Annotated in this window: 17 protein-coding genes and 1 pseudogene; 10 read left to right on the plus strand and 8 right to left on the minus strand. The window is 55.8% G+C overall.

The window, feature by feature from the left end; translation table 11 throughout:
* Window positions 1-52 precede the first annotated feature (52 nt).
* The 7 genes from GHN86_RS08300 (at window position 53) to GHN86_RS08330 (ending at window position 6548) form a co-directional block, all read left to right on the plus strand.
* Window positions 53-628 (plus strand): fimbrial protein, encoded by a 576-nt coding sequence (locus GHN86_RS08300; protein ID WP_153386400.1) that lies wholly within the window; start codon window positions 53-55, stop codon window positions 626-628.
* Window positions 629-694: 66 nt separating this feature from the next.
* Window positions 695-1393: a molecular chaperone gene (locus GHN86_RS08305; protein ID WP_153386402.1), complete on the plus strand. Its 699-nt coding sequence runs from the start codon at window positions 695-697 to the stop codon at window positions 1391-1393.
* Between the two features lie 35 nt (window positions 1394-1428).
* Window positions 1429-4059 carry a fimbria/pilus outer membrane usher protein gene (locus tag GHN86_RS08310; RefSeq protein ID WP_153386404.1) on the plus strand — a complete coding sequence of 877 codons (2631 nt, stop codon included), beginning with the start codon at window positions 1429-1431 and terminating at the stop codon, window positions 4057-4059.
* On the plus strand, window positions 4052-4978 hold the full coding sequence (locus GHN86_RS08315; RefSeq protein ID WP_153386406.1) for a fimbrial protein: 927 nt from the start codon (window positions 4052-4054) through the stop codon (window positions 4976-4978). The genes GHN86_RS08310 and GHN86_RS08315 overlap by 8 nt, the downstream gene beginning before the upstream one ends.
* A 20-nt stretch (window positions 4979-4998) precedes the next feature.
* Window positions 4999-5490 (plus strand): fimbrial protein, encoded by a 492-nt coding sequence (locus tag GHN86_RS08320; RefSeq protein ID WP_153386408.1) that lies wholly within the window; start codon window positions 4999-5001, stop codon window positions 5488-5490.
* A gap of 49 nt (window positions 5491-5539) precedes the next feature.
* A complete protein-coding gene (locus GHN86_RS08325) occupies window positions 5540-6022 on the plus strand; it encodes a fimbrial protein (protein ID WP_153386411.1) in 483 nt (160 codons plus the stop codon).
* Between the two features lie 19 nt (window positions 6023-6041).
* Window positions 6042-6548: a fimbrial protein gene (locus GHN86_RS08330; RefSeq protein WP_194286545.1), complete on the plus strand. Its 507-nt coding sequence runs from the start codon at window positions 6042-6044 to the stop codon at window positions 6546-6548.
* A 1-nt stretch (window position 6549) separates the two neighbouring features.
* Here the strand turns inward: GHN86_RS08330 and GHN86_RS08335 are convergent.
* The 6 genes and pseudogenes from GHN86_RS08335 to GHN86_RS23945 all read right to left on the minus strand — a co-directional run bounded on the left by GHN86_RS08335 (window position 6550) and on the right by GHN86_RS23945 (window position 14416).
* Window positions 6550-7194: pseudogene (locus tag GHN86_RS08335) on the minus strand (response regulator).
* Between the two features lie 72 nt (window positions 7195-7266).
* Window positions 7267-7917, minus strand: a complete 651-nt coding sequence (locus tag GHN86_RS08340; RefSeq protein WP_153378464.1) for a response regulator — start codon at window positions 7915-7917, stop codon at window positions 7267-7269.
* Window positions 7918-8012: 95 nt separating this feature from the next.
* Window positions 8013-9212 (minus strand): EAL domain-containing protein, encoded by a 1200-nt coding sequence (locus tag GHN86_RS08345; protein WP_323369962.1) that lies wholly within the window; start codon window positions 9210-9212, stop codon window positions 8013-8015.
* An 11-nt stretch (window positions 9213-9223) separates the two neighbouring features.
* Complete coding sequence (locus GHN86_RS08350; RefSeq protein ID WP_153386415.1) at window positions 9224-11992, minus strand: ATP-binding protein; 2769 nt, start codon at window positions 11990-11992, stop codon at window positions 9224-9226.
* Window positions 11993-12118: 126 nt separating this feature from the next.
* Window positions 12119-13003 carry a Dyp-type peroxidase gene (locus GHN86_RS08355; RefSeq protein ID WP_153378463.1) on the minus strand — a complete coding sequence of 295 codons (885 nt, stop codon included), beginning with the start codon at window positions 13001-13003 and terminating at the stop codon, window positions 12119-12121.
* A gap of 96 nt (window positions 13004-13099) precedes the next feature.
* Window positions 13100-14416 carry a methyl-accepting chemotaxis protein gene (locus GHN86_RS23945; RefSeq protein ID WP_153386417.1) on the minus strand — a complete coding sequence of 439 codons (1317 nt, stop codon included), beginning with the start codon at window positions 14414-14416 and terminating at the stop codon, window positions 13100-13102.
* Window positions 14417-14652: 236 nt separating this feature from the next.
* Between GHN86_RS23945 and GHN86_RS08365 the strand changes: the two genes are divergently transcribed.
* A complete protein-coding gene (locus GHN86_RS08365; RefSeq protein ID WP_153378461.1) occupies window positions 14653-14883 on the plus strand; it encodes a DUF6555 family protein in 231 nt (76 codons plus the stop codon).
* A gap of 52 nt (window positions 14884-14935) precedes the next feature.
* Here the strand turns inward: GHN86_RS08365 and GHN86_RS08370 are convergent, their stop codons facing one another.
* Window positions 14936-15103: a metallothionein gene (locus GHN86_RS08370; RefSeq protein WP_153378460.1), complete on the minus strand. Its 168-nt coding sequence runs from the start codon at window positions 15101-15103 to the stop codon at window positions 14936-14938.
* A gap of 187 nt (window positions 15104-15290) precedes the next feature.
* On the opposite strand from GHN86_RS08370, the gene GHN86_RS08375 reads away from it, so the two are divergent.
* Window positions 15291-16709, plus strand: a complete 1419-nt coding sequence (locus GHN86_RS08375; protein ID WP_153386420.1) for a short-chain fatty acid transporter — start codon at window positions 15291-15293, stop codon at window positions 16707-16709.
* A gap of 97 nt (window positions 16710-16806) precedes the next feature.
* Here GHN86_RS08375 and can read toward each other — a convergent pair whose 3' ends face one another.
* Entirely contained in the window at window positions 16807-17451 is a 645-nt protein-coding gene (can, locus tag GHN86_RS08380) for a carbonate dehydratase (RefSeq protein ID WP_153386422.1), read from the minus strand.
* A 152-nt stretch (window positions 17452-17603) separates the two neighbouring features.
* Here can and GHN86_RS08385 point away from each other — a divergent pair, with 152 nt between their 5' ends.
* Entirely contained in the window at window positions 17604-18014 is a 411-nt protein-coding gene (locus GHN86_RS08385) for a serine kinase/phosphatase (protein ID WP_153378457.1), read from the plus strand.
* Window positions 18015-18081: the final 67 nt, after the last annotated feature.

The following is an 18081-nucleotide window of genomic DNA, read 5'->3' on the forward strand; positions in this document are numbered from 1 at the left end:
GGCAATAAAAAATGGGTTTCACACTTCACTAGTTTTGTAGAGGGCATCTTTCATGTTGCATAAAATGGGCAAACTTTCCGCACTTTGCGGCTCTTCCCTGCTGGTTCTGATGGCAGCCACCTCTGCCAACGCCGCCGATGGCCAAGTTGAGTTCACCGGCATAGTCAACGACAACGCCTGCACCATTAACAGCGAAAGCGTTAAAAAATCGGTGGACATGGGCCAGGTTCGTATCGCTGACTTCGCTAACACGGTTGGCTCGACTGCCGGCGAGACTCCGTTCTCGATTTCGTTGGAAAACTGCAGCGGCTCGACACTGAAGAACGCGTCCATCAAATTCAGCGGCCAACAAGCGGCAACAGATGCGACCGTACTGGGCATGGTCGGTTCAAACCAGGTAAAAGGCCTGGGTATCCAGATCGCCGACGCACGTACCGGTGACAAACTGCCGTTGAACACCGCCAGCACCGACTACGTGCTGCGCCCTCAATCCAACACCTTCGACTTCACGGCGTCCTACGTACGTCTTGTTGCTGACACCCCAGCTGCTGAAGACGCTCCTGCTACCCGCGGCATCGGTACAGGTACCGTAAACGCGCTGGCTACCTTCGACGTTACCTACAAGTAACGCGTGTTTTTTAACGCAGGGCTCGTGGTTTTACACGGGCTCTGGCGTTGAACAGAGGACATCTTTATGCGTTTAAAAGTTGCAGCCTTTTTGGCTTTGGCGGCTGGTTTTTGGCTGCCGCAAGTCCAGGCGGGCGTCAATGTGGGCGCCACACGGGTCATTTATCAAAGCAAGGAAAAGGAAGCCAATCTTTCACTTTCCAACTCTGGCGAAGACGGTGTGCCGTACCTGGTGCAGTCATGGGTCAGCCCTTACGACAACCGAGACGACAGTGCGGATGAATTTATCATCACCCCGCCTTTGTTCCGTTTGGACGCCAAAGGGCAGAACATCCTGCGCATCATCGCGACCAATGCGCAAACACTGCCAACCGATAAAGAAAGCTTGTTCTTGCTGAACGTTAAAGCGATCCCGGCCAAGAGCGCCGAGCAAAGCAACCAGAACGTTTTACAGATTGCGCTCAAGACCACCATCAAACTGTTTTACCGCCCTGCAGGCCTGCAAGGTTCTCTCGAAGATGCAGTGAAAAATCTGCAATGGCGCGCTGAAGGCGGGAAATTGACCGTACACAACCCATCGGGTTTTAACGTGGTCGTCAGTGATCTTCTGATCAACAACACCGCCAGCAAAGGCATGCCCGAGGTGATCAAGCCCGGCAGCACCGCCAACACGGTGATACCGCTGAAGAACAGCGACACGCTGGAGCTCACCTACATCAACGAATACGGCAGCACCGTCAAGACAGCACCCATCACCCTTCATTGATCTCTGAATGATTAGTCGAATAGAAGGACTTCCTCATGCTGCGAGTGCGCATGTGCGCCTTCGCGCGCCGAGTAAAAAGCTGGAGCAGTGTCAGCCTGAGTGCTGTCGGTCTTACCGCGACCGCCGTGCATGCCGATTACAGCTTCGACTCCTCTTTTTTGGAAATTGGCGGCGGCAGCGCTTCAGCCGAAGTGGCCGAACAAGTTAAAGCAATGAGCCAAGGCCAATTGCCGGGCATTTACCGCATCGACCTGTCAGTGGATGACCGTCTGATCGAACAACGGGACATGAACTTCATTCGCGAAACTGCCAACCAGGTATCGACCCCGAATGGCCTGTTCCCCTGTTTCAGCCTTCAGGCCCTGACAGAGCTGGGTGTTGACCCCGCACGCCTGAAAGACGCCGACATCAGTAGCGACAACTGCGTTTACTTCAACCGCGAACTGACCGGCGTCACCTACGACTATGACTTCAACAAGCAGCAGTTAAATCTGCAGGTGCCACAGGCATTCATTGGCGATGTGCCCTTCGAGATCCGTCGTAAAAACTGGAATGACGGTGAGCAGGTCGCATTTGCCAATTACAGTTTTTCCGGCAGCAACTACAACAACCAGACCGGCAGCCGACAGTCCCAGTTCGGCAGCGTCCACAGCGGGATTAACAGCGGTGCCTGGCGCTTTCGCAACTTTTCGACGTGGCAGAAAAGCACCAACGTCGACGGTAACTGGAAGTCGGTGGACACCTATGTCCAGCGTGATCTGGGCAACATGATGGCCATTGCCACGCTCGGTGAAAGCTCTACCGACAGCGATCTGTTTGACACGATTTCCTACCGCGGCGCCAGCGTGGCGTCTGATATGGATATGCTGCCCGATGATGCCCGCAACTTTGCCCCGGTTATCCGCGGTGTTGCCAACGGCCGCTCATTGGTCACATTGCGCCAGCGCGGCTACGTCATCAGCGAACAGTGGGTGCCCTCTGGCCCCTTCGCACTTAAGGGACTGTATTCGACTTCAAGCAACGGTGATATCGAAGTCACCGTCGAGGGCCCCAATGGCGAGCGCCAGGTGTATATCCAGTCGTTCTCGTCGGTGCCGTACATGCTGCGCGAAGGCCAGCAAAGCTACAGCGTGACCGCAGGCCAGTTTCGCCCCGCCGACGGGACGTTAAATTCGGAGAAACCGAGTTTTGTTCAGGGCACTTACCGCCGCGGTTTAACTGAAGGCACCACCCTGTTCGGCGGCAGCATCGTCAGTCAGCAGTACAAATCTGCGCTCATAGGCTTCGCCCATGACTTCGCAGGTTTCGGTGCCATTTCGCTGGACGTGACCCACGCCATCAGCGATGACATCGGCACCGACTCCAAAACGCTGTCTGGCCAGTCGTATCGCTTTCGCTATGCCAAGTCCATCGACCTCACGGACACCAGTTTCAGTCTGGTGGGCTACCGCTACTCCACGAGCGGTTACTACAGCTTTAACGAAGCCATCGACGCGCGCGCCAATAACACGCTGACGCCCTATGTCGATGAAACCCTGAACAACAGCGGAGCTTTTTCGCCTTATTTAGGGGGGCACATGAAAAGCAGCTTTACCGCTAACGTTTCGCAACAGTTAGGGAGTTATGGCGGCATGTACGCCAACCTCACCAAAACCGATTATTGGAACCGCGCCCAAAGCAATACCTCCATTCAAGTGGGGTACAGCTTCAGTGTCGGCCAGGCTTCGTACAACGTCGGGCTGGCACAAAACAGCGGCACCGGCGATGACATTCGCAGCCTGTCGGTGAGTGTCAGTATTCCGTTCGGCAACCCAGGCAGTACCAGCCGTGTGGGCCTGAGCACGAACCAGGACTCAGCCGGCAATGCCAGCCGTAACGCGACCTTCAGCGGCTCTCAATTCCAGGACGACTCGCTGTCTTACAACGTGGGGGTCAATCAACAGATCTCTGACGATGACCGCGTGCTCGGCAGCTCGATTGCTGCCCGCTACAACGCGGCGAATGCTATTTGGCATGGCTCATACAACAGGGATCAAAACACCCGCCAGTCGGACTACGGCGTGGAAGGCGCAATCGTGGCCACTCGCGACACGGTGATGTTTACCCAGCCATTAGGCGAAACCAACATTATTGTCGCCACACCGGGTGCCGCAAACGTCGGCGTACTGACCAAAAGCGGGATCAAAACCAACAGCAGCGGCTACACGGTTATTCCATCCGCCCAGCCTTACCGTAAAAACAAGGTGTCACTGAACACCGACTCGTTATCGGACAACACCGACATCGCGAATCTGGTTCAGGAAGTCACGCCTAATCGCGGTGCTTTTGTGCTGGCTAATTTTGAAACCCATAACGGCCGTCGCCTGCTGATCAGCGTCAACTCCAGTGATGGCAAGCCCGCCCCATTTGCAGCCGAATCTCAGCTTTTTGACCTGAATGGCGTCTTGCTGAGCACGGCCATGGTGGCAGACAAAGGTCGGGTTTTCATGACGGGTGTGCCAGACAAAGCGCGACTGCTCATCAACGTCAACGGTCAGCCATGGTGCTCCAAAACGTTGGATCTGAGTGCCTATGACCTTTCAGAAACAGGCATCGGACAACTGCACATCCGTTGCGATGCCACGCTGGTCACGCCAGCAGCACCTCAAGGTACTCCTGATGAATAATCCGATAGTTCAACCTATTCGCCCACGCTGGGTAAAAGGCTGTTTGTTCCTGCTGACCCTGCTGCTCATGTTTGCCAGCCAGCAGGCGTTTGCCTTGATTGAAAACAACCTTAGTTGCACGCCAACAGGCACCACCGGTGTTATTGATCTGGGCGATCTGCCACCCGGGCAAGCGTTTACCGCCAATATGTCGGCCAATTGCCAGGTCACTCGCTGGTATCCCTTTGGCGCGTCGCTGCAACACTCCCAGTCCTATTTGCAGGGTAGCGGCAGCAAACTTCAGGTGTTCCATACCAACTCGGGCTTGATGGTTCCTGAGCAGCCTATCGGCACCGCTTCCGGCGTTTGCATGCCTTGGAGCTGTGTTCAGTTGTACGTGGGCAACACCTTTTCTTACAACATAATTCTTTATGGAACAGCCTCAACCACACCGGGCAATTACATGGTCAGCGTATCGCTGACTGACACCTCTATTCGGGGTTATGAGGCCTATGGCGACTACCTCCAGACCGTTATTCTCAGATACCGGGTGGTCCAGCCCACCTGCGCCCTGGGTTCAGCTAAAACCATGAACCTGTCTTTCGGCACACTCAACAGCAACAATTTTGCCACGACCCAGCAAGTGGCAAACGTCACGATGAACTGCACCAGAGGCACTCAAGTCACGGCCTCTCTGGTGCCAACCCAAGTGGCAATCAGTGGTAGCGCGGGTGTTTCAGCAACCACGTTGGCTGGGCTGTCGATGGCTGCCACGTGGGCCGACAACGGCACAGCGGTCACCTTCAACAGTCCGCGTACGTTAACCCTGTCAACAGGCGCCAACATCATCGGTGTGGGCTTTCGCCCGCGATTAAATACCAGCGTTTCGCCGACCGGTAACTTCACCAGTCAATACACCCTAAACATTACCTACCCTTGATCAGGCAAAGGAGCTCGACCATGAAATTGCGCGTATCGCTGGCCGCAGCACTTATTGCTGGCATGGCCTGCACCTCAGCCAACGCCGCGACCGACACTGTTACGGTGAATGTCAGCGGCACGCTCACACGGCCGCCTTGTACCTTGACCAGCGGCAAAACACTCACCGTTAACTTCGGCACGATTCGCTATGACCAGATTGCGGCGGCTTCGATGGTCGACATTCCAGTCACGCTGAACTGCCCCGCCAACACGGCACTGAGTATCAGCGTCAAAGCCTCAAGCGTATTTCAGGGCTCAACCACTCAGGCGTATGCCGGGAAAGATAATTTGGCGTACTTGATGTACTGGAACAGCGATAACTCAGCCGTCAACGTGACAGGCACTAAACGCAACCTGACCAACCTGAGTGGCTCAGTTAATTTGAGCATGAAGGCCAAACTGGTTGCTCTGGGTGCAACGACCGAGGGAGCGTTCAGCGCCTCCTCGGTCATCAGCATTGAGTACTTGTGACCGCTTGCCCTTGCCGATCCTGCTTCGTCGTCTTCCATAGGAACTGAACATGAATAAACCACTGATCACCCTCTCATTGCTGGGCCTGCTTGCATCCGGCAACGCGCTCGCGGCCAGTGACAGCAGCACACTCACCGTCAAAGGCACGCTGATTCGCCCACCTTGCACACTGACCAGCAATAAAGTGCTGACCGCGGACTTTGGCAGCTTGCGGTATGACCAGGTAGATACGGCTGCGCAGATTGATGTTCCGGTGACCATGACCTGCCCAGCCAACACGGTGCTCACTATCAGCGTCTTGGCTTCCTCTGCGCTGTCGGACACGGTGGCGTCTGCCGGCAGAGCGAACCTGGGGTATTCACTGCTGTGGAAAAGTGACAGTTCGCTCATCAACATTAAAGGAACAAAGCGAAACCTGACCAACCTCAATGGGGCGGTTGACCTGAGCATGAAAGCAAAACTAGTGGCTCAAGGCGCATTGTCCGAAGGCGATTTCTCGGCTTCCGCCGTCATTAATATCGACTACTTGTGATATGAACTTGATCGCCCGAATGAGCCTGTGGCTTTCACTATTGGCTGCACTATTCCTGAGCTTCAGTTCCACAGGTTGCGCAGCAGACGCCCCCTCACTGGATATCAAGGGCACGCTGATAAAGCCGCCCTGCACGGCCAGTTTCCCTGCCTCGCAAAGCGTTGATATTCCCAAGGTGAACCTTAATTCGCTGCGCTCGGACGTGACTGAATGGACCCATGTGGCCCTTGATTTTCAGTGCATCAAAGGCAGTCAGGTGATCCTGAAGTTCAGCGCGGGCAATGGCGCCTTTGACAGCAGTACCTTGCGCACAACCCTCGACAATCTGGGTTTGAAAACACGCCTTACGGACATGACCAGCGTCGCCAAATTACTCGACTTAAAGTTTGGCGAGCCGTTGAGCTTCCCTGTTGAAGAGACGTTGCTCAAGCTTAATTTGTCGGTCAGGCCAGTGAAGACGGCAGATGAGCTGCCCGCTATCGGCAGTTACAGCTCAACGTTATTGATGGAAATCATTTACCTGTAACTCAGGCAAACAGATTGGCTTTGATGCACAGAATCAGCAGCGCTTGATCGCTCTCGACCTCAAGTTTGCGCATCCCGGAAATCTTCAGCGTGCTGATGGTTTTGATGCTGCGGTTCAGCGACAGCGCAATATCACTCACGCTTCTGCCTGACGCGAACAGGCGCAATACTTCAAACTCTTTCACCGTCAGCAGGCCCAGCCTGTGGGCGAAGCCCTGTGCGTCTGCATTCGGACTCTCATCCAGCGTGTTCTGTTGGTAATGGCCTTCACGGTAAAAAGCATCCAGCGCCACCAGTATTTGTTCCAGTCCGGCACTTTTTGAAATCACTGCGCTGATGCCCAGCTCATACAACTAAGTCAGCACTTGGGGATTTGAGATCACCGTCAGAATCAACACCCGTGGCTCAGGAAAATGACGCCGCAGGTATTCCACCAGACGCGTGCCGTCGCCGTACTGTTCATCCCCCGGCATGTTGTAGTCGGTAATGATCACGTCCGGGCTTAAAAGCGCCACCTTACGAATTAACTCGGAAGAACTCTGAGCCTCGCCCACGACTTTGAATCGCGGGTCGCGCTCAATAATTTCGCGGACACCCATCAACACAATCGGATGATCGTCCGCCAACAAAACATTCATTTGCACCATGGCGTACCGGACTCCTACCCTGAAAACAGTGTGCGTGTTATGCCTCGTCAGCGACCACAGCCCCGGCTTTTTTCAGGACTCGAAAGGGTCAGCCTTGATGCAGTAAGTAAGTAAGGCATGATCGGTCAGCACTTCCAGCTTGCGCATGGCCGAAACTTTTTGTGTGCTGACGGTTTTGACACTGCGATCCAGCTGGCGGGCAATATCACCAATGCTGCTGCCTGCCACAAACAGGCGCAGCACCTCAACTTCACGGGGTGAAAGCGTAGAGAAGCGCTCATCAATCACCGTTAGGTTGGCGATAACAGAGCTGGCTTGCTCGACGGGCGCCATATAGGGCCGGTCATTAGCCAACGCTTTCAAGGCTTTACCGATTTCCTGATGGATATGACTTTTCGCAATCACCCCCGCCACACCCAGTTCCAGCAGGCGTGAAATGATCAGATGGTTGCTCACCATGGTCAGCACCAAAATTTTTACACGGGGAAACTGCGCGGTGATGAATTCAATCAGCGGCAGGCCATCGCCATAAGTGTCGTCGCCCGGCATGTTGAAATCAGTAATCACCAGATCAGGCTGATGCAATTGCACCTGCCCGATCAATTGCGATGAGTTCACTGCCTCGCCCACCAGTGAGAAGCAATCGTTGCGCTGAATGACTTCCCGAAGCCCTAACAAGACCACCGGATGATCGTCGGCAATCACAACCTTTAATTCGCGCATTGCCTGGCTCCAGCCAAGAAGGGCAAACGTGCCCCCAAGTAGGCACGCGTGTGGTCGCGCCTAAAGGAGGCCATGCCAATCAGAAATATTCGGGGCTACCCCCATGATGGCTTAGAGCTATCTTCGAGCAAAAGAGTTTCAAAGTCCGTGCAGGAAACCGCGCCGCAAATCAAAAAGCCCTGGGCCTGGTCACATTCAATGCCGCGCAGGAATGCCAGCTCCTCCTGTGTCTCAACCCCTTCCGCGACAACCGTCAGCCCCAGTTTGCGGCTGAGTTCAACCAGACTGCGCAGCGCCGATGCCAGGTTTTCATTTTCGACACAGCCGTGCACCAGCGAACGATCAATCTTGAGTTCGCTAAAAGGGGTGGACACCAGATTGAAGTAAGAGCTGAACCCTTTGCCGAAGTCATCCTGCGCGAGCCCAAAACCCATCATGCGCAAGCGACACGCTCCCGCGAAGTAATTACTCATCTCCTCGGTGGTTGAGCTTTCCATCAGCTCAAACACAATGCTGCGCGGCTCCGCGCCATCGGCCGCGACGTAGTCACGCAGGCGATCTGCCAATTCATGGTTATCCAGCAAATGCGTGGGCAGGTTGATCGACACCGGAATGTCCCATCCTTGCTGGCGCCACTTTCGTTGGGCCTGCAAGGTCTGCTCCAGCATCAACCACAGCAGTTGTTCTTCAAGCCCCATGCGGATCAAGGTGGGCAGAAAATCTTTGGGTAACAACAAACCGACCTCAGGATGGGTCCAGCGAACCAAGGCTTCAGCACTGAGAATCGTGCCGTTGCGCAACGATTTCTTGGGCTGGAACCACGCCTGAATCTGACCGTTTTTCATCGCCTGTTCGATGCTTTGCGAGTCAATCTGAATGGCCAATGCCGGGTGTTGCCTTTCACCATTGTTGCGAAATATCGCCATGCGCTCTTTCAAGCGCATGATGGCATTGGCTTCAACCGGCTTGGAAATCAAACCTACAACGGAAATGCCCAGGTTTTTCGCCGCCAGCCCTGCACTGATCAACATGCGGCGTGACGAGGCGCTCATCAACGCCAGCGCAGGGCGTTTTTTCAAGGCAGAAATTTTCTGGATCAACTGCACGCCATCCATGACGGGCATCAGCAAGTCGCTCAGAATCAAGTCATAGTCATGACGCGACAGGCATTCCAGCGCCCCGTCACCATCCCACACGGTGTCAACTTTAAAGCCTCCCACCCCATTGAAGACATTCAGCAAATATTCATGTTGAAAAGGATGATCCTCAACGACCAGTACACGATAGGGCTTCACTGGACCCTCCTTTAGAAGTGCTGAAGACAGTTGTACAAGGTGTGCAGCGTAAAAGGTTTGATCAGACACTGATTCATGCCCGCACTCAGGCAGCGCTCTTCTTCGTCGCGCATCGCACTGGCGGTGGCGCCAATGATCGGCTGTGTGACGTTCAGCGCGCGCAACTGGGCGGCCAATTCATACCCATTCATTTTCGGCATGTTGACGTCGGTGAGCACCAGATCGAACGTGTCTTCTTGCCAGCGCCTCAGGGCTTCCTGACCATTGCTGACCAGTGCCACCGTGCAGCCCAATTCTTCGAGCTGGTCACGCAAAATCAGTTGGTTGATGACATTGTCTTCCGCCACCAGCACCCGCAACTTGAGCTGAAACTCAGGTTTTTCGATGGCCGTATCCAGCGGTGAATCGACGCTTATCCCCTGCGCCTTGCGCAAAGCCCGGTGCACGTTTTGCAGGCTGTTAAGGTCGGCTTGCCAGCAGGTCTCCTGAGGTACCAGCGGTGTGGACAGATCACTGGCCGCCACAACGGCAGGCCCCTGCCATTCAGGCACCAGCCGCTGGCGCACTGCACCGGGGTGCAACTCCAGCAACACGGCACCGCGACCGTCATCGCCCGCCGTGGGTACGCCCAGTTGGGCCCGAACGCCCCAGCGTCGCAGCCAGTCGCAATAACACTGCGCCAACTCGCGCAAAGGCGACACCACATACACCACCGAGGGCGCCAACTCACAGAAGCGACTCAAGCGTTGTGGGTCTCGCACCTGCACCAAAGGCAGATGCAGGGTGAAGCTGCTCCCCAGCCCCGGCTCACTGACCAGCCGCATGGTTCCGTTCATCAAGTGCATCAGCCGCTTGCAAATGGACAAGCCCAGCCCCGTGCCCGCGACCACATTCTTCGCTGACTCCACTTGATAGAAAGGCTCGAACAGATGAACTTGATCTTCATCTGCGATGCCCTTGCCGGTGTCGGAGACCTGCCAGTGCAACATGACGCGCTCATCATCGCGGCTGTCCATTTTCAGACGCAGGACAATTTTGCCGTTATCGGTGAATTTCACCGCGTTGTTGATCAGGTTGTTGAGAATCTGACGAATACGCGTGACATCACCCAGCAACCACTCCGGCACGGTTGCATCAATCAGGGCAAACAACTGCAAGCCTTTGCCGTGGGCGGCTGCGCAATAGCCCTGGATGACTTCTTCGATGAGTTCCATCGGGCTGAAGGTATTGAGTTCCAGCTGCAACTGACCCGCTTCAATACGCGACACATCCAGTACATCGCAAATCAGTTGCAGCAAATTGCCGGAGGAACGCTCGATGGCCTTCAAGTAGTTATTCTGCTGCTCGTTCAGTTCCGTGCGCGCCAGCAGTTCGAGGGTGCCCAGCACGCCATACAACGGCGTTCTGATTTCATGGCTCATGGTCGCCAGAAAGAGTGTTTTGGCTTCATTGGCGCGATCAGCCAGTTGCCGGGCGCGCTCCAGCGTGACTTCAATTTGTTTGCGCTCAGTGATGTCGCTAAAGGCACAAATCAATACGTCTTCACGTTTGTAGCGGGTGGGGGCGAAAGCGAGGTAAAGAAGGCGGCCATCCTCCATTTCAACTTCGTCGCTGTTGGTGGCGTCCAGTTCATCAAAAGCCCGACGAATCCATTCATGGCATAAGGTGCCACGCTCACCACTGCTGCCTAACCATTGCTGCGACAGGGAGTTTTCCAGCACCACCGTGCCGTCGGTGCGGCGAATCACGCAGAGTGCCACGGGGGCTACTTGCAACACCGCGCGGCTGAAAGCCTCGCTTTCAATCAGCGCCTGTATGCGATGTTCACCCGGTGTAATCAAGCGCCGCTCGATGCGCATGATCAACCAGCGCAAGCCGATGCAAACCACCAGCAACAGCGTAATGCAGCCCACCAGCGGCCAGGCCAAAACAGGTAGCAAGGTGTCAATGTCAACGGCGTAGACAATCTGCCAGCCGGAAAACCCCAACTGTTTTCTGATTGCCAACCGTTCAGGGAACCAGCCGTTGCCAATAAAGCCGAAGGAATTTTGCGAATTGAGGGTGTGCAACGAGCCGACCAGCGAGGATTGCACCGCGTTGCTGAACAAAATCTGCCCTTGGTCATCCAGCAAAATAAAGTCACCGGCACTCTCACTGCGCAGCGCTTCGACCAGATCCGACACTTCAACCTCAATGCCCAGCCAGCCAGAGTCCGGCTTGCGCTTGTCCAGACGTTTGAACAGGTAGAACGGTGAATCCAGCACCTGATCATCCGTCAGCCACAGCTCATCAACGGGACTGTGTGACGGCTTGCCCAGATCGGCCAGGCGCTGCAGCACGACGGCTGGAAGTTGCGGCAGTTGCGTCGAGGCGTCGAACAGCCGTACCACCTTGGGCGCGTCGATCTGCGGCACGTACAGCAGATTGACTTTGTGCCGGCGAAAATAATCCATCATGCGTCCGGTCAACCAGAGGCTCCAATGCGCCTCATCGCTGCCCAGGCTGATGTTCATCTCTTCTTCCGGGTTCACACTGACAAAGGCTTGCGCTCCATGGGGATTGGGGACGCTGGCCAATACCAGACTGGTCAGCAAGGTCTGGCGACTGACGAAAAAGTCCTGTGCATGAAACACCGCTTCGTTCATATAGCTGCGACGAAGTGACACTTCTTCATTGAAGACTGCGCGCAAATAAACGAACGAACCCGCCAGGACCGCGACAATCAGGCCAATGGCAAATAAGTGGAGGATTTTTCGGGCAGCTTTTGGAGTGGAATTCATTGCACAAGCCTGAGGCCTGAACAACGACAAATTAATAAGACAATTCCTGAAACAACATTCCCGCGAAGAACAGGAGTGGGCATTGCGCCCGACTCCCGTGTACTCAATCAACTCACAGGTGAGTCGTTAAGCTGGCTGCACCGCGCTGAAATCCAGACGGCCGTCTTTAAGCGGCGGGCACCAGTAATAGCCGCCATTGAGCGGACGGCTGTAGCGATACAAGCCATCAATAATGCCGTCTTCCATGCCGCTCATACGCCGCAGTTGCACTTCAAATGCATTCAGGGTGCGGCCAAAAGCAACGAACATCAGCCCCGACTTGCCGTTTTCAGTCCACGGCATGGAACGACGCACGATAAAGGCCTCAGGGGTGAAACTCTCCTGTGCTGTGCGCTTTACGTGTGCAGAGTCAGGCGCATCGTCCAGTTCTTCGTTGTCGCTCATGCGACGGCCCATGATGTTGTCCTGCTCCACGGACGGCAGTGCGGCAAAACCGTTCAGGTCATGCTGCCACTGCTGAATGGCCACAAAGCTGCCACCGTCCAGCCCCGGCCCGGCGTTGGTCACGATGGCCGCGTCGATCGCCGCCTGATCGACCGGGTTCTCCGTGCCGTCTTCATAACCGGTCAGATCGCGATCACTGCCGTAGCGGAAGCCTTCGGTCACTTGCAACACATTGAAAGCCGGCGCCAGCGCCTTCTCAAGGGCCTGGCTGCGCAGCAACAGCTCGCCGCGATCATCGCCCAGCAACCACAGCCACAAAGCGTGCTGGGTCGACGGGTTTTCCACCATCGCGTTAAGCGCCGGGAAGACGCGCAAGCCTTGAACCTTTGCCCCCAATGCCATTACCAGCGGCGCGCCCAAACCCGCCACAACGCTTTTGCCATCCACCCACTGCGACAAGGTATCGAGTGCAGCCGGCAAAGCCTCTACTGACTTGAGGGAGAAAAACATGTAACGCGCTTGCGAAGGTATCGGTTGGGCAAGAATGCTCGACTGGTAGGGACTCATAGAAACTCCTTTGGAAAGCGCAGAGTTTACTCCTACCAGTACTTTTTCAGTCACTGCTGGGGGACTTTTCTTAATGCCATTACGCCATTTCAGACCCTAGGCTGATAGCTGATTGGCAAACTGCCCCACGGCATCCACCACCTTTTGAGCGCCGTCCTGAATCTCGACAATGACCGTACCGGCTTCAGCCGCCAGCGCCAGCCCTTGTTCGGCCTGTAACTTGCCCTCACTCATCAAGACAACCGCATCACGGGCCATGTCCTGATTTTGACGAACCACGCTGATAATTTCCGCAGTGGCCTTGCTGGTACGTAAAGCCAACTGCCGCACTTCGTCAGCCACCACGGCAAAGCCACGGCCTTGTTCTCCGGCACGGGCGGCTTCAATGGCCGCATTGAGGGCCAGCAAGTTGGTTTGATCGGCAATCGAGCTGATGGTTTTGACGATACTGCCAATTACCTGCGACTGATCGCTCAAGGCTTCAATACCGTCACCCGCCTGCTGCATATGGCGGGCCAGATCGCGCATCACGTCCACCGCCTGAGTCACGACTTTAGTGCCGCGCTGGGCGGTGGTGTCGGTTTGCAAAGACGTGCTGTAGGCGATGCTGGCAGCGTCTGAAACGGCTTGCTCACGCTGAACCTGATCGGTAATTACCGTGGCGAACTTGACCACTTTGTACAACGTGCCATTGGCGTCGCGCACCGGGTTATAGGTGGCCTCCAGCCACACATCACGGCCATGACTGTCCACACGCTTAAACCGCGCCGCCACAAACTCGCCCGCGTTCAAACGCTGCCAAAACGCCTGATAGTCTGGGCTGTGCTGTTCTTGCGCGGTGCAAAACAGGCGGTGATGCTTGCCCTGAATCTGCGCCAGCGTATAGCCCATGCCGCCGAGGAAGCGATCATTGGCGGTGAGCACTTCGCCTTTGAGGTTGAATTCGATCACCGCCGTGGAGCGCAACAGCGCGCCCATCAAGTTCTCGTGATCGCGGGACGTTTCAATGGTGCGGGTCAGGTCGCTGGCAATGATTGAAATGCTCAGCACGCGCCCGCTGGAATCAAGGATCGGCTGCATGATCGAGCGCAGCCAGGCTTCCTGACCATTGCCGCGCAGCAGACGTACCGTGCCACAAAAGTGTTCCTTGCGGGCCATGCAGCTTTGCAGGCGTTGGTAGTGCTCATTATTTTTCAAATACGCGGGTACCAGCTCAGCAAGAGGCCGACCTTGAAGTGAATCGCCCGTGTATTGCATCACCTGACAAAAATTCGGATTGGCCGATTCGATACGCCCATCCGCGTCCAGGGAGAGCACCAGCATTTCGTTGTCCAGGCTCACTTTAACTTGTTGCAGGCTGGAGAATTCTTCGCGAAGAGCGGACAGCTCCTGCTTCAAGCGTGTGTTGAACATGTGATCCCACTGCAAATAAAAAATAAGCGTGAGTTCACATCGGCCAAATGGATGGATTCTGAAGGCGAATACACGACCGCTCGTCCTAAAAAACACCCAATTGAATGCATTGCGAATAACCCTGCTCAGACCAATGAGATAGTCATTGATTATCCAGCTGCGCTTTGCCAAATTTTTAGGGTTGATTACGCAACATTAGGGACATAACAGGGGCTCACAGGAGACAGGTCTGGATCATGAACACGGCAAAACTCTACGTTATTGACTACACGCTGCATGGCCAACCCAAGTCTTTCATCATTCGCTTGCCCCGCCTGGACACCGCCAGCGCTTGGCACTGGGCAGGGTGCGACGCTGGGGTGATACGAATCGGACGCACGGATCGTGATCCGGCGAAATTGACCAGCCCGGCCGAACTGGAAAAAAAGGCGATCGCTAACGTGACCTGGCGCCCAGCCGGAACATAAACACCTGTTAAGGGAATCGCGCAGTCAATGACTGCGCTAGCATGCGTTCAACTCACTGCGCTTTATCGCCGCACTTGCAACCGCTGGACGTCGCACAGCCCTGCCCCTTGGGGTGATGATCGGCACAGGCCTGGCAGCAATAGTGTTTGCCGTCCCGCTCCACGCCGTTAGTGCCCACGCTGCAATTACAATTCGGGCAGTCACACGTTTGCTCTTTCATGATGAACTCCTTGTTGTCAGGTCGTTTCACAGCGACAGGCGTGCCGCTTACAGGCAATGACTGTAGACGCCTGCGGATGGTTCCAATCGTCTGCCCATCGGAAATACCGGCCAATTGATTTAACGTGATCGCCAGCCTGTGCATTCGCAGACACTGGCCCACCCATAATCATAAAAAGAGGTTTCTCATGGCCGCTGAAATTGCAGACAGCCGTTCTGCCCGATTTGCCCTGCGCTGCTCAAACTGGGCCGAGCGCTGGTTTCCCGACTCATGGGTCTTCGCTGCCGTCGCCGTGATCACGGTTGCGTTGGCGACGCTGGCAATGGGCGCCAAACCGACCGATGCCGCCATGGCGTTCGGCGACGGCTTCTGGAGCCTGATCCCCTTCACCATGCAAATGGCCTTTGTGGTCATCGGCGGCTATGTCGTCGCCAGCTCGCCTCCCGCCGTCAAACTGATCGACAAACTGGCGCAAGTGCCGAAAAACGGGCGGCAGGCCGTGTGTTGGGTGGCGCTGATTTCAATGGTCGCCTCATTACTCAACTGGGGCCTTTCCCTGGTGTTTGGCGGTTTGCTGGTGCGTGCGCTGGCCCGGCGCACGAACCTGCGCATGGACTATCGCGCCGCCGGAGCAGCCGCCTATTTGGGATTGGGCGCGGTTTGGGCGTTGGGCTTATCGTCTTCAGCGGCGCAATTGCAAGCCAACCCGGCCAGCCTGCCGCCGTCGATTCTGGCGATTACCGGCGTGATCCCCTTCACTGAAACCATCTTTCTGTGGCAATCGGGCGTATTGCTGGCGGCCTTGGTGGTGGTTTCGCTGATCGTCGCCTATGCAACCGCGCCCGGCCCTGATTCGGCCCGTGATGCGGCGGCTTGCGGCATTGACCCCAGTTTCGGCCTGCCAAAACTGCCGCCCCGCACGCGCCCCGGCGAGTGGCTGGAATACAGCCCCTTGCTGACGATTTTGCTGGTGCTGCTGGCCGCCGGTTGGTTGTTTCATGAGTTTTCGACCAAACCTGCCATCAGTGCCATTTCGGGGCTCAATACCTACAACTTTTTATTTTTGATGCTGGGCGCCCTGCTTCACTGGCGCCCCCGCAGTTTTCTGAATGCTGTGGCCAGTGCAGTGCCGACCACCACCGGGGTGATGATCCAGTTCCCGCTCTACGGTTCGATTGCCGCGCTGATGACCGTGGTCAAAGGCGCGGAAGGGCAAACTCTAGCGCATCACATTTCGACATTCTTTGTGCAGATTGCCTCCCACGACACCTACGCGCTGTTAATGGGCGTGTATTCGGCGATCCTTGGATTCTTCATCCCGTCGGGGGGCGGCAAATGGATTATTGAAGCGCCATATGTGATGCAAGTGGCCAATGACCTGGAGTACCACCTGGGCTGGGCGGTGCAGATTTACAACGCCGCCGAGGCGTTGCCGAACCTGATCAATCCGTTTTACATGCTGCCGCTGCTGGGCGTGCTGGGATTAAAAGCGCGGGATTTGATCGGGTTTTCGTTTGTGCAATTGCTGGTGCATACGCCGCTGGTGCTGTTTTTGCTGTGGGCGTTGGGGACAACGCTGGCGTATGTGCCGCCGGTGATGCCGTAAAAACCCCTCACCCTAACCCTCTCCCAGAGGGAGAGGGGATTAAAAGCAAATCAGCCCCCTCTCCCTCCGGGAGAGGCTTGGGGGTGAGGGTGAGCTGTTAAACAGCCCCCGCCGGACGCAAACGGTACTGCGGCGGCAATTGATCCAAACCACTGATGGTGGTGTTCAAACTTTTCCAGCGACCATCCTTGATCCCGTATATGCAGCCATGAACCGACAGGCTCTGCCCACGATGCCAGGCGTTTTGCACAATGTTGGTATGCCCGACATTGGCCACTTGCTGGATCACATTGAGTTCACACAAGCGATCGACGCGTTCTTCCTCTGTGGGTAACAGCGCCAGCACCTCACGGTTTTCGTAATACAGGTCACGGATCGAACGCAGCCAGCCGTCAATCAGGCCCATCTGCTGGTCTTGCATGGACGCCCGCACCCCGCCGCAGCCGTAGTGGCCGGTGACCAGAATATGTTTGACCTTTAATACATCCACCGCGTACTGAATCACGGACAAGCAGTTGAGGTCGGTGTGCAGCACCACGTTGGCGACATTGCGGTGCACAAACAGGTCGCCGGGCAACATGCCGACAATCTCGTTGGCCGGTACGCGAGCATCCGAACAGCCAATCCAGAGGTATTCCGGGGTTTGCTGGCGGGCCAGTTTGGCGAAGAAATCGGGATCCGCCTGTTTGATCGCATCAGCCCAGCGTTCGTTGTTATCAATCAGGTCTTGTAGTTCATTCATCGGGTCAGGCCTCAAGAGTTGATGCGCAGTTAGGACAGCTTACCGGTGGTTGAGGTCACGCAGGCACAAGGTAATCGAGTCATACGCCGGGTGGAATTTTGAAGCGTAGCTATAGTCCACCCTATTGAGATTTCACTTCAGGAGCATTTGCCATGACTGTTTCACGTCGCCCGTTTGGAGCACCGCAGCCTGCACCCATTGATGACATCGAAGATGAAATGGGCTCGGTCGAGCCACTTGACTTTGATGATGACGAGACCCACGAGCCCATCAGCGACTTGTTCACCGATGAAGAACGCAACCGGCATATGGCCGGTCAGCCCGCGCGTAAAGTGGGCCTGAGCGGAGCGGCTTTGCCGGGTGATGACCTCAACGACGATGACCTGGAGCCGGAGATGTTAATCCGCGAAGACGGCGCCCGCGATGCCAAAGAGGCCGCTGAAGGCGACGACGAAGCGGCTGACTGGGAGCTGAGCGTAGTGGATGAAGATGAAATAGGCGCCGGTAAAGGGCTGGATGAAGCGGAATTGGCGGAAATTGATCCAGTGGGGCGCAAGCGCTAAAAGCAAAGCCCCTCACCCTAGCCCTCTCCCGGAGGGAGAGGGGACTAAAAGCGAAAGCAGATCTACT

This window comes from Pseudomonas helleri (assembly GCF_009600315.1).
In the GTDB taxonomy this organism is placed as follows: Bacteria; Pseudomonadota; Gammaproteobacteria; order Pseudomonadales; family Pseudomonadaceae; genus Aquipseudomonas; species Aquipseudomonas helleri_A.

Bases quoted from the DNA above. Each gene is read 5' to 3' on its own strand.
- GHN86_RS08375 (WP_153386420.1), top strand. From the start codon at position 15,291: ATGGCCGCTGAAATTGCAGACAGCCGTTCTGCCCGATTTGCCCTGCGC.
- GHN86_RS08340 (WP_153378464.1), bottom strand. From the start codon at position 7,917: ATGCGCGAATTAAAGGTTGTGATTGCCGACGATCATCCGGTGGTCTTG.
- can (WP_153386422.1), bottom strand. From the start codon at position 17,451: ATGAATGAACTACAAGACCTGATTGATAACAACGAACGCTGGGCTGAT.
- GHN86_RS08330 (WP_194286545.1), top strand. From the start codon at position 6,042: ATGAGCCTGTGGCTTTCACTATTGGCTGCACTATTCCTGAGCTTCAGT.
- GHN86_RS08355 (WP_153378463.1), bottom strand. From the start codon at position 13,003: ATGAGTCCCTACCAGTCGAGCATTCTTGCCCAACCGATACCTTCGCAA.
- GHN86_RS08325 (WP_153386411.1), top strand. From the start codon at position 5,540: ATGAATAAACCACTGATCACCCTCTCATTGCTGGGCCTGCTTGCATCC.
- GHN86_RS08385 (WP_153378457.1), top strand. From the start codon at position 17,604: ATGACTGTTTCACGTCGCCCGTTTGGAGCACCGCAGCCTGCACCCATT.
- GHN86_RS08365 (WP_153378461.1), top strand. From the start codon at position 14,653: ATGAACACGGCAAAACTCTACGTTATTGACTACACGCTGCATGGCCAA.
- GHN86_RS08305 (WP_153386402.1), top strand. From the start codon at position 695: ATGCGTTTAAAAGTTGCAGCCTTTTTGGCTTTGGCGGCTGGTTTTTGG.
- GHN86_RS08310 (WP_153386404.1), top strand. From the start codon at position 1,429: ATGCTGCGAGTGCGCATGTGCGCCTTCGCGCGCCGAGTAAAAAGCTGG.
- GHN86_RS08370 (WP_153378460.1), bottom strand. From the start codon at position 15,103: ATGAAAGAGCAAACGTGTGACTGCCCGAATTGTAATTGCAGCGTGGGC.
- GHN86_RS08320 (WP_153386408.1), top strand. From the start codon at position 4,999: ATGAAATTGCGCGTATCGCTGGCCGCAGCACTTATTGCTGGCATGGCC.
- GHN86_RS08315 (WP_153386406.1), top strand. From the start codon at position 4,052: ATGAATAATCCGATAGTTCAACCTATTCGCCCACGCTGGGTAAAAGGC.
- GHN86_RS08300 (WP_153386400.1), top strand. From the start codon at position 53: ATGTTGCATAAAATGGGCAAACTTTCCGCACTTTGCGGCTCTTCCCTG.
- GHN86_RS23945 (WP_153386417.1), bottom strand. From the start codon at position 14,416: ATGTTCAACACACGCTTGAAGCAGGAGCTGTCCGCTCTTCGCGAAGAA.
- GHN86_RS08350 (WP_153386415.1), bottom strand. From the start codon at position 11,992: ATGAATTCCACTCCAAAAGCTGCCCGAAAAATCCTCCACTTATTTGCC.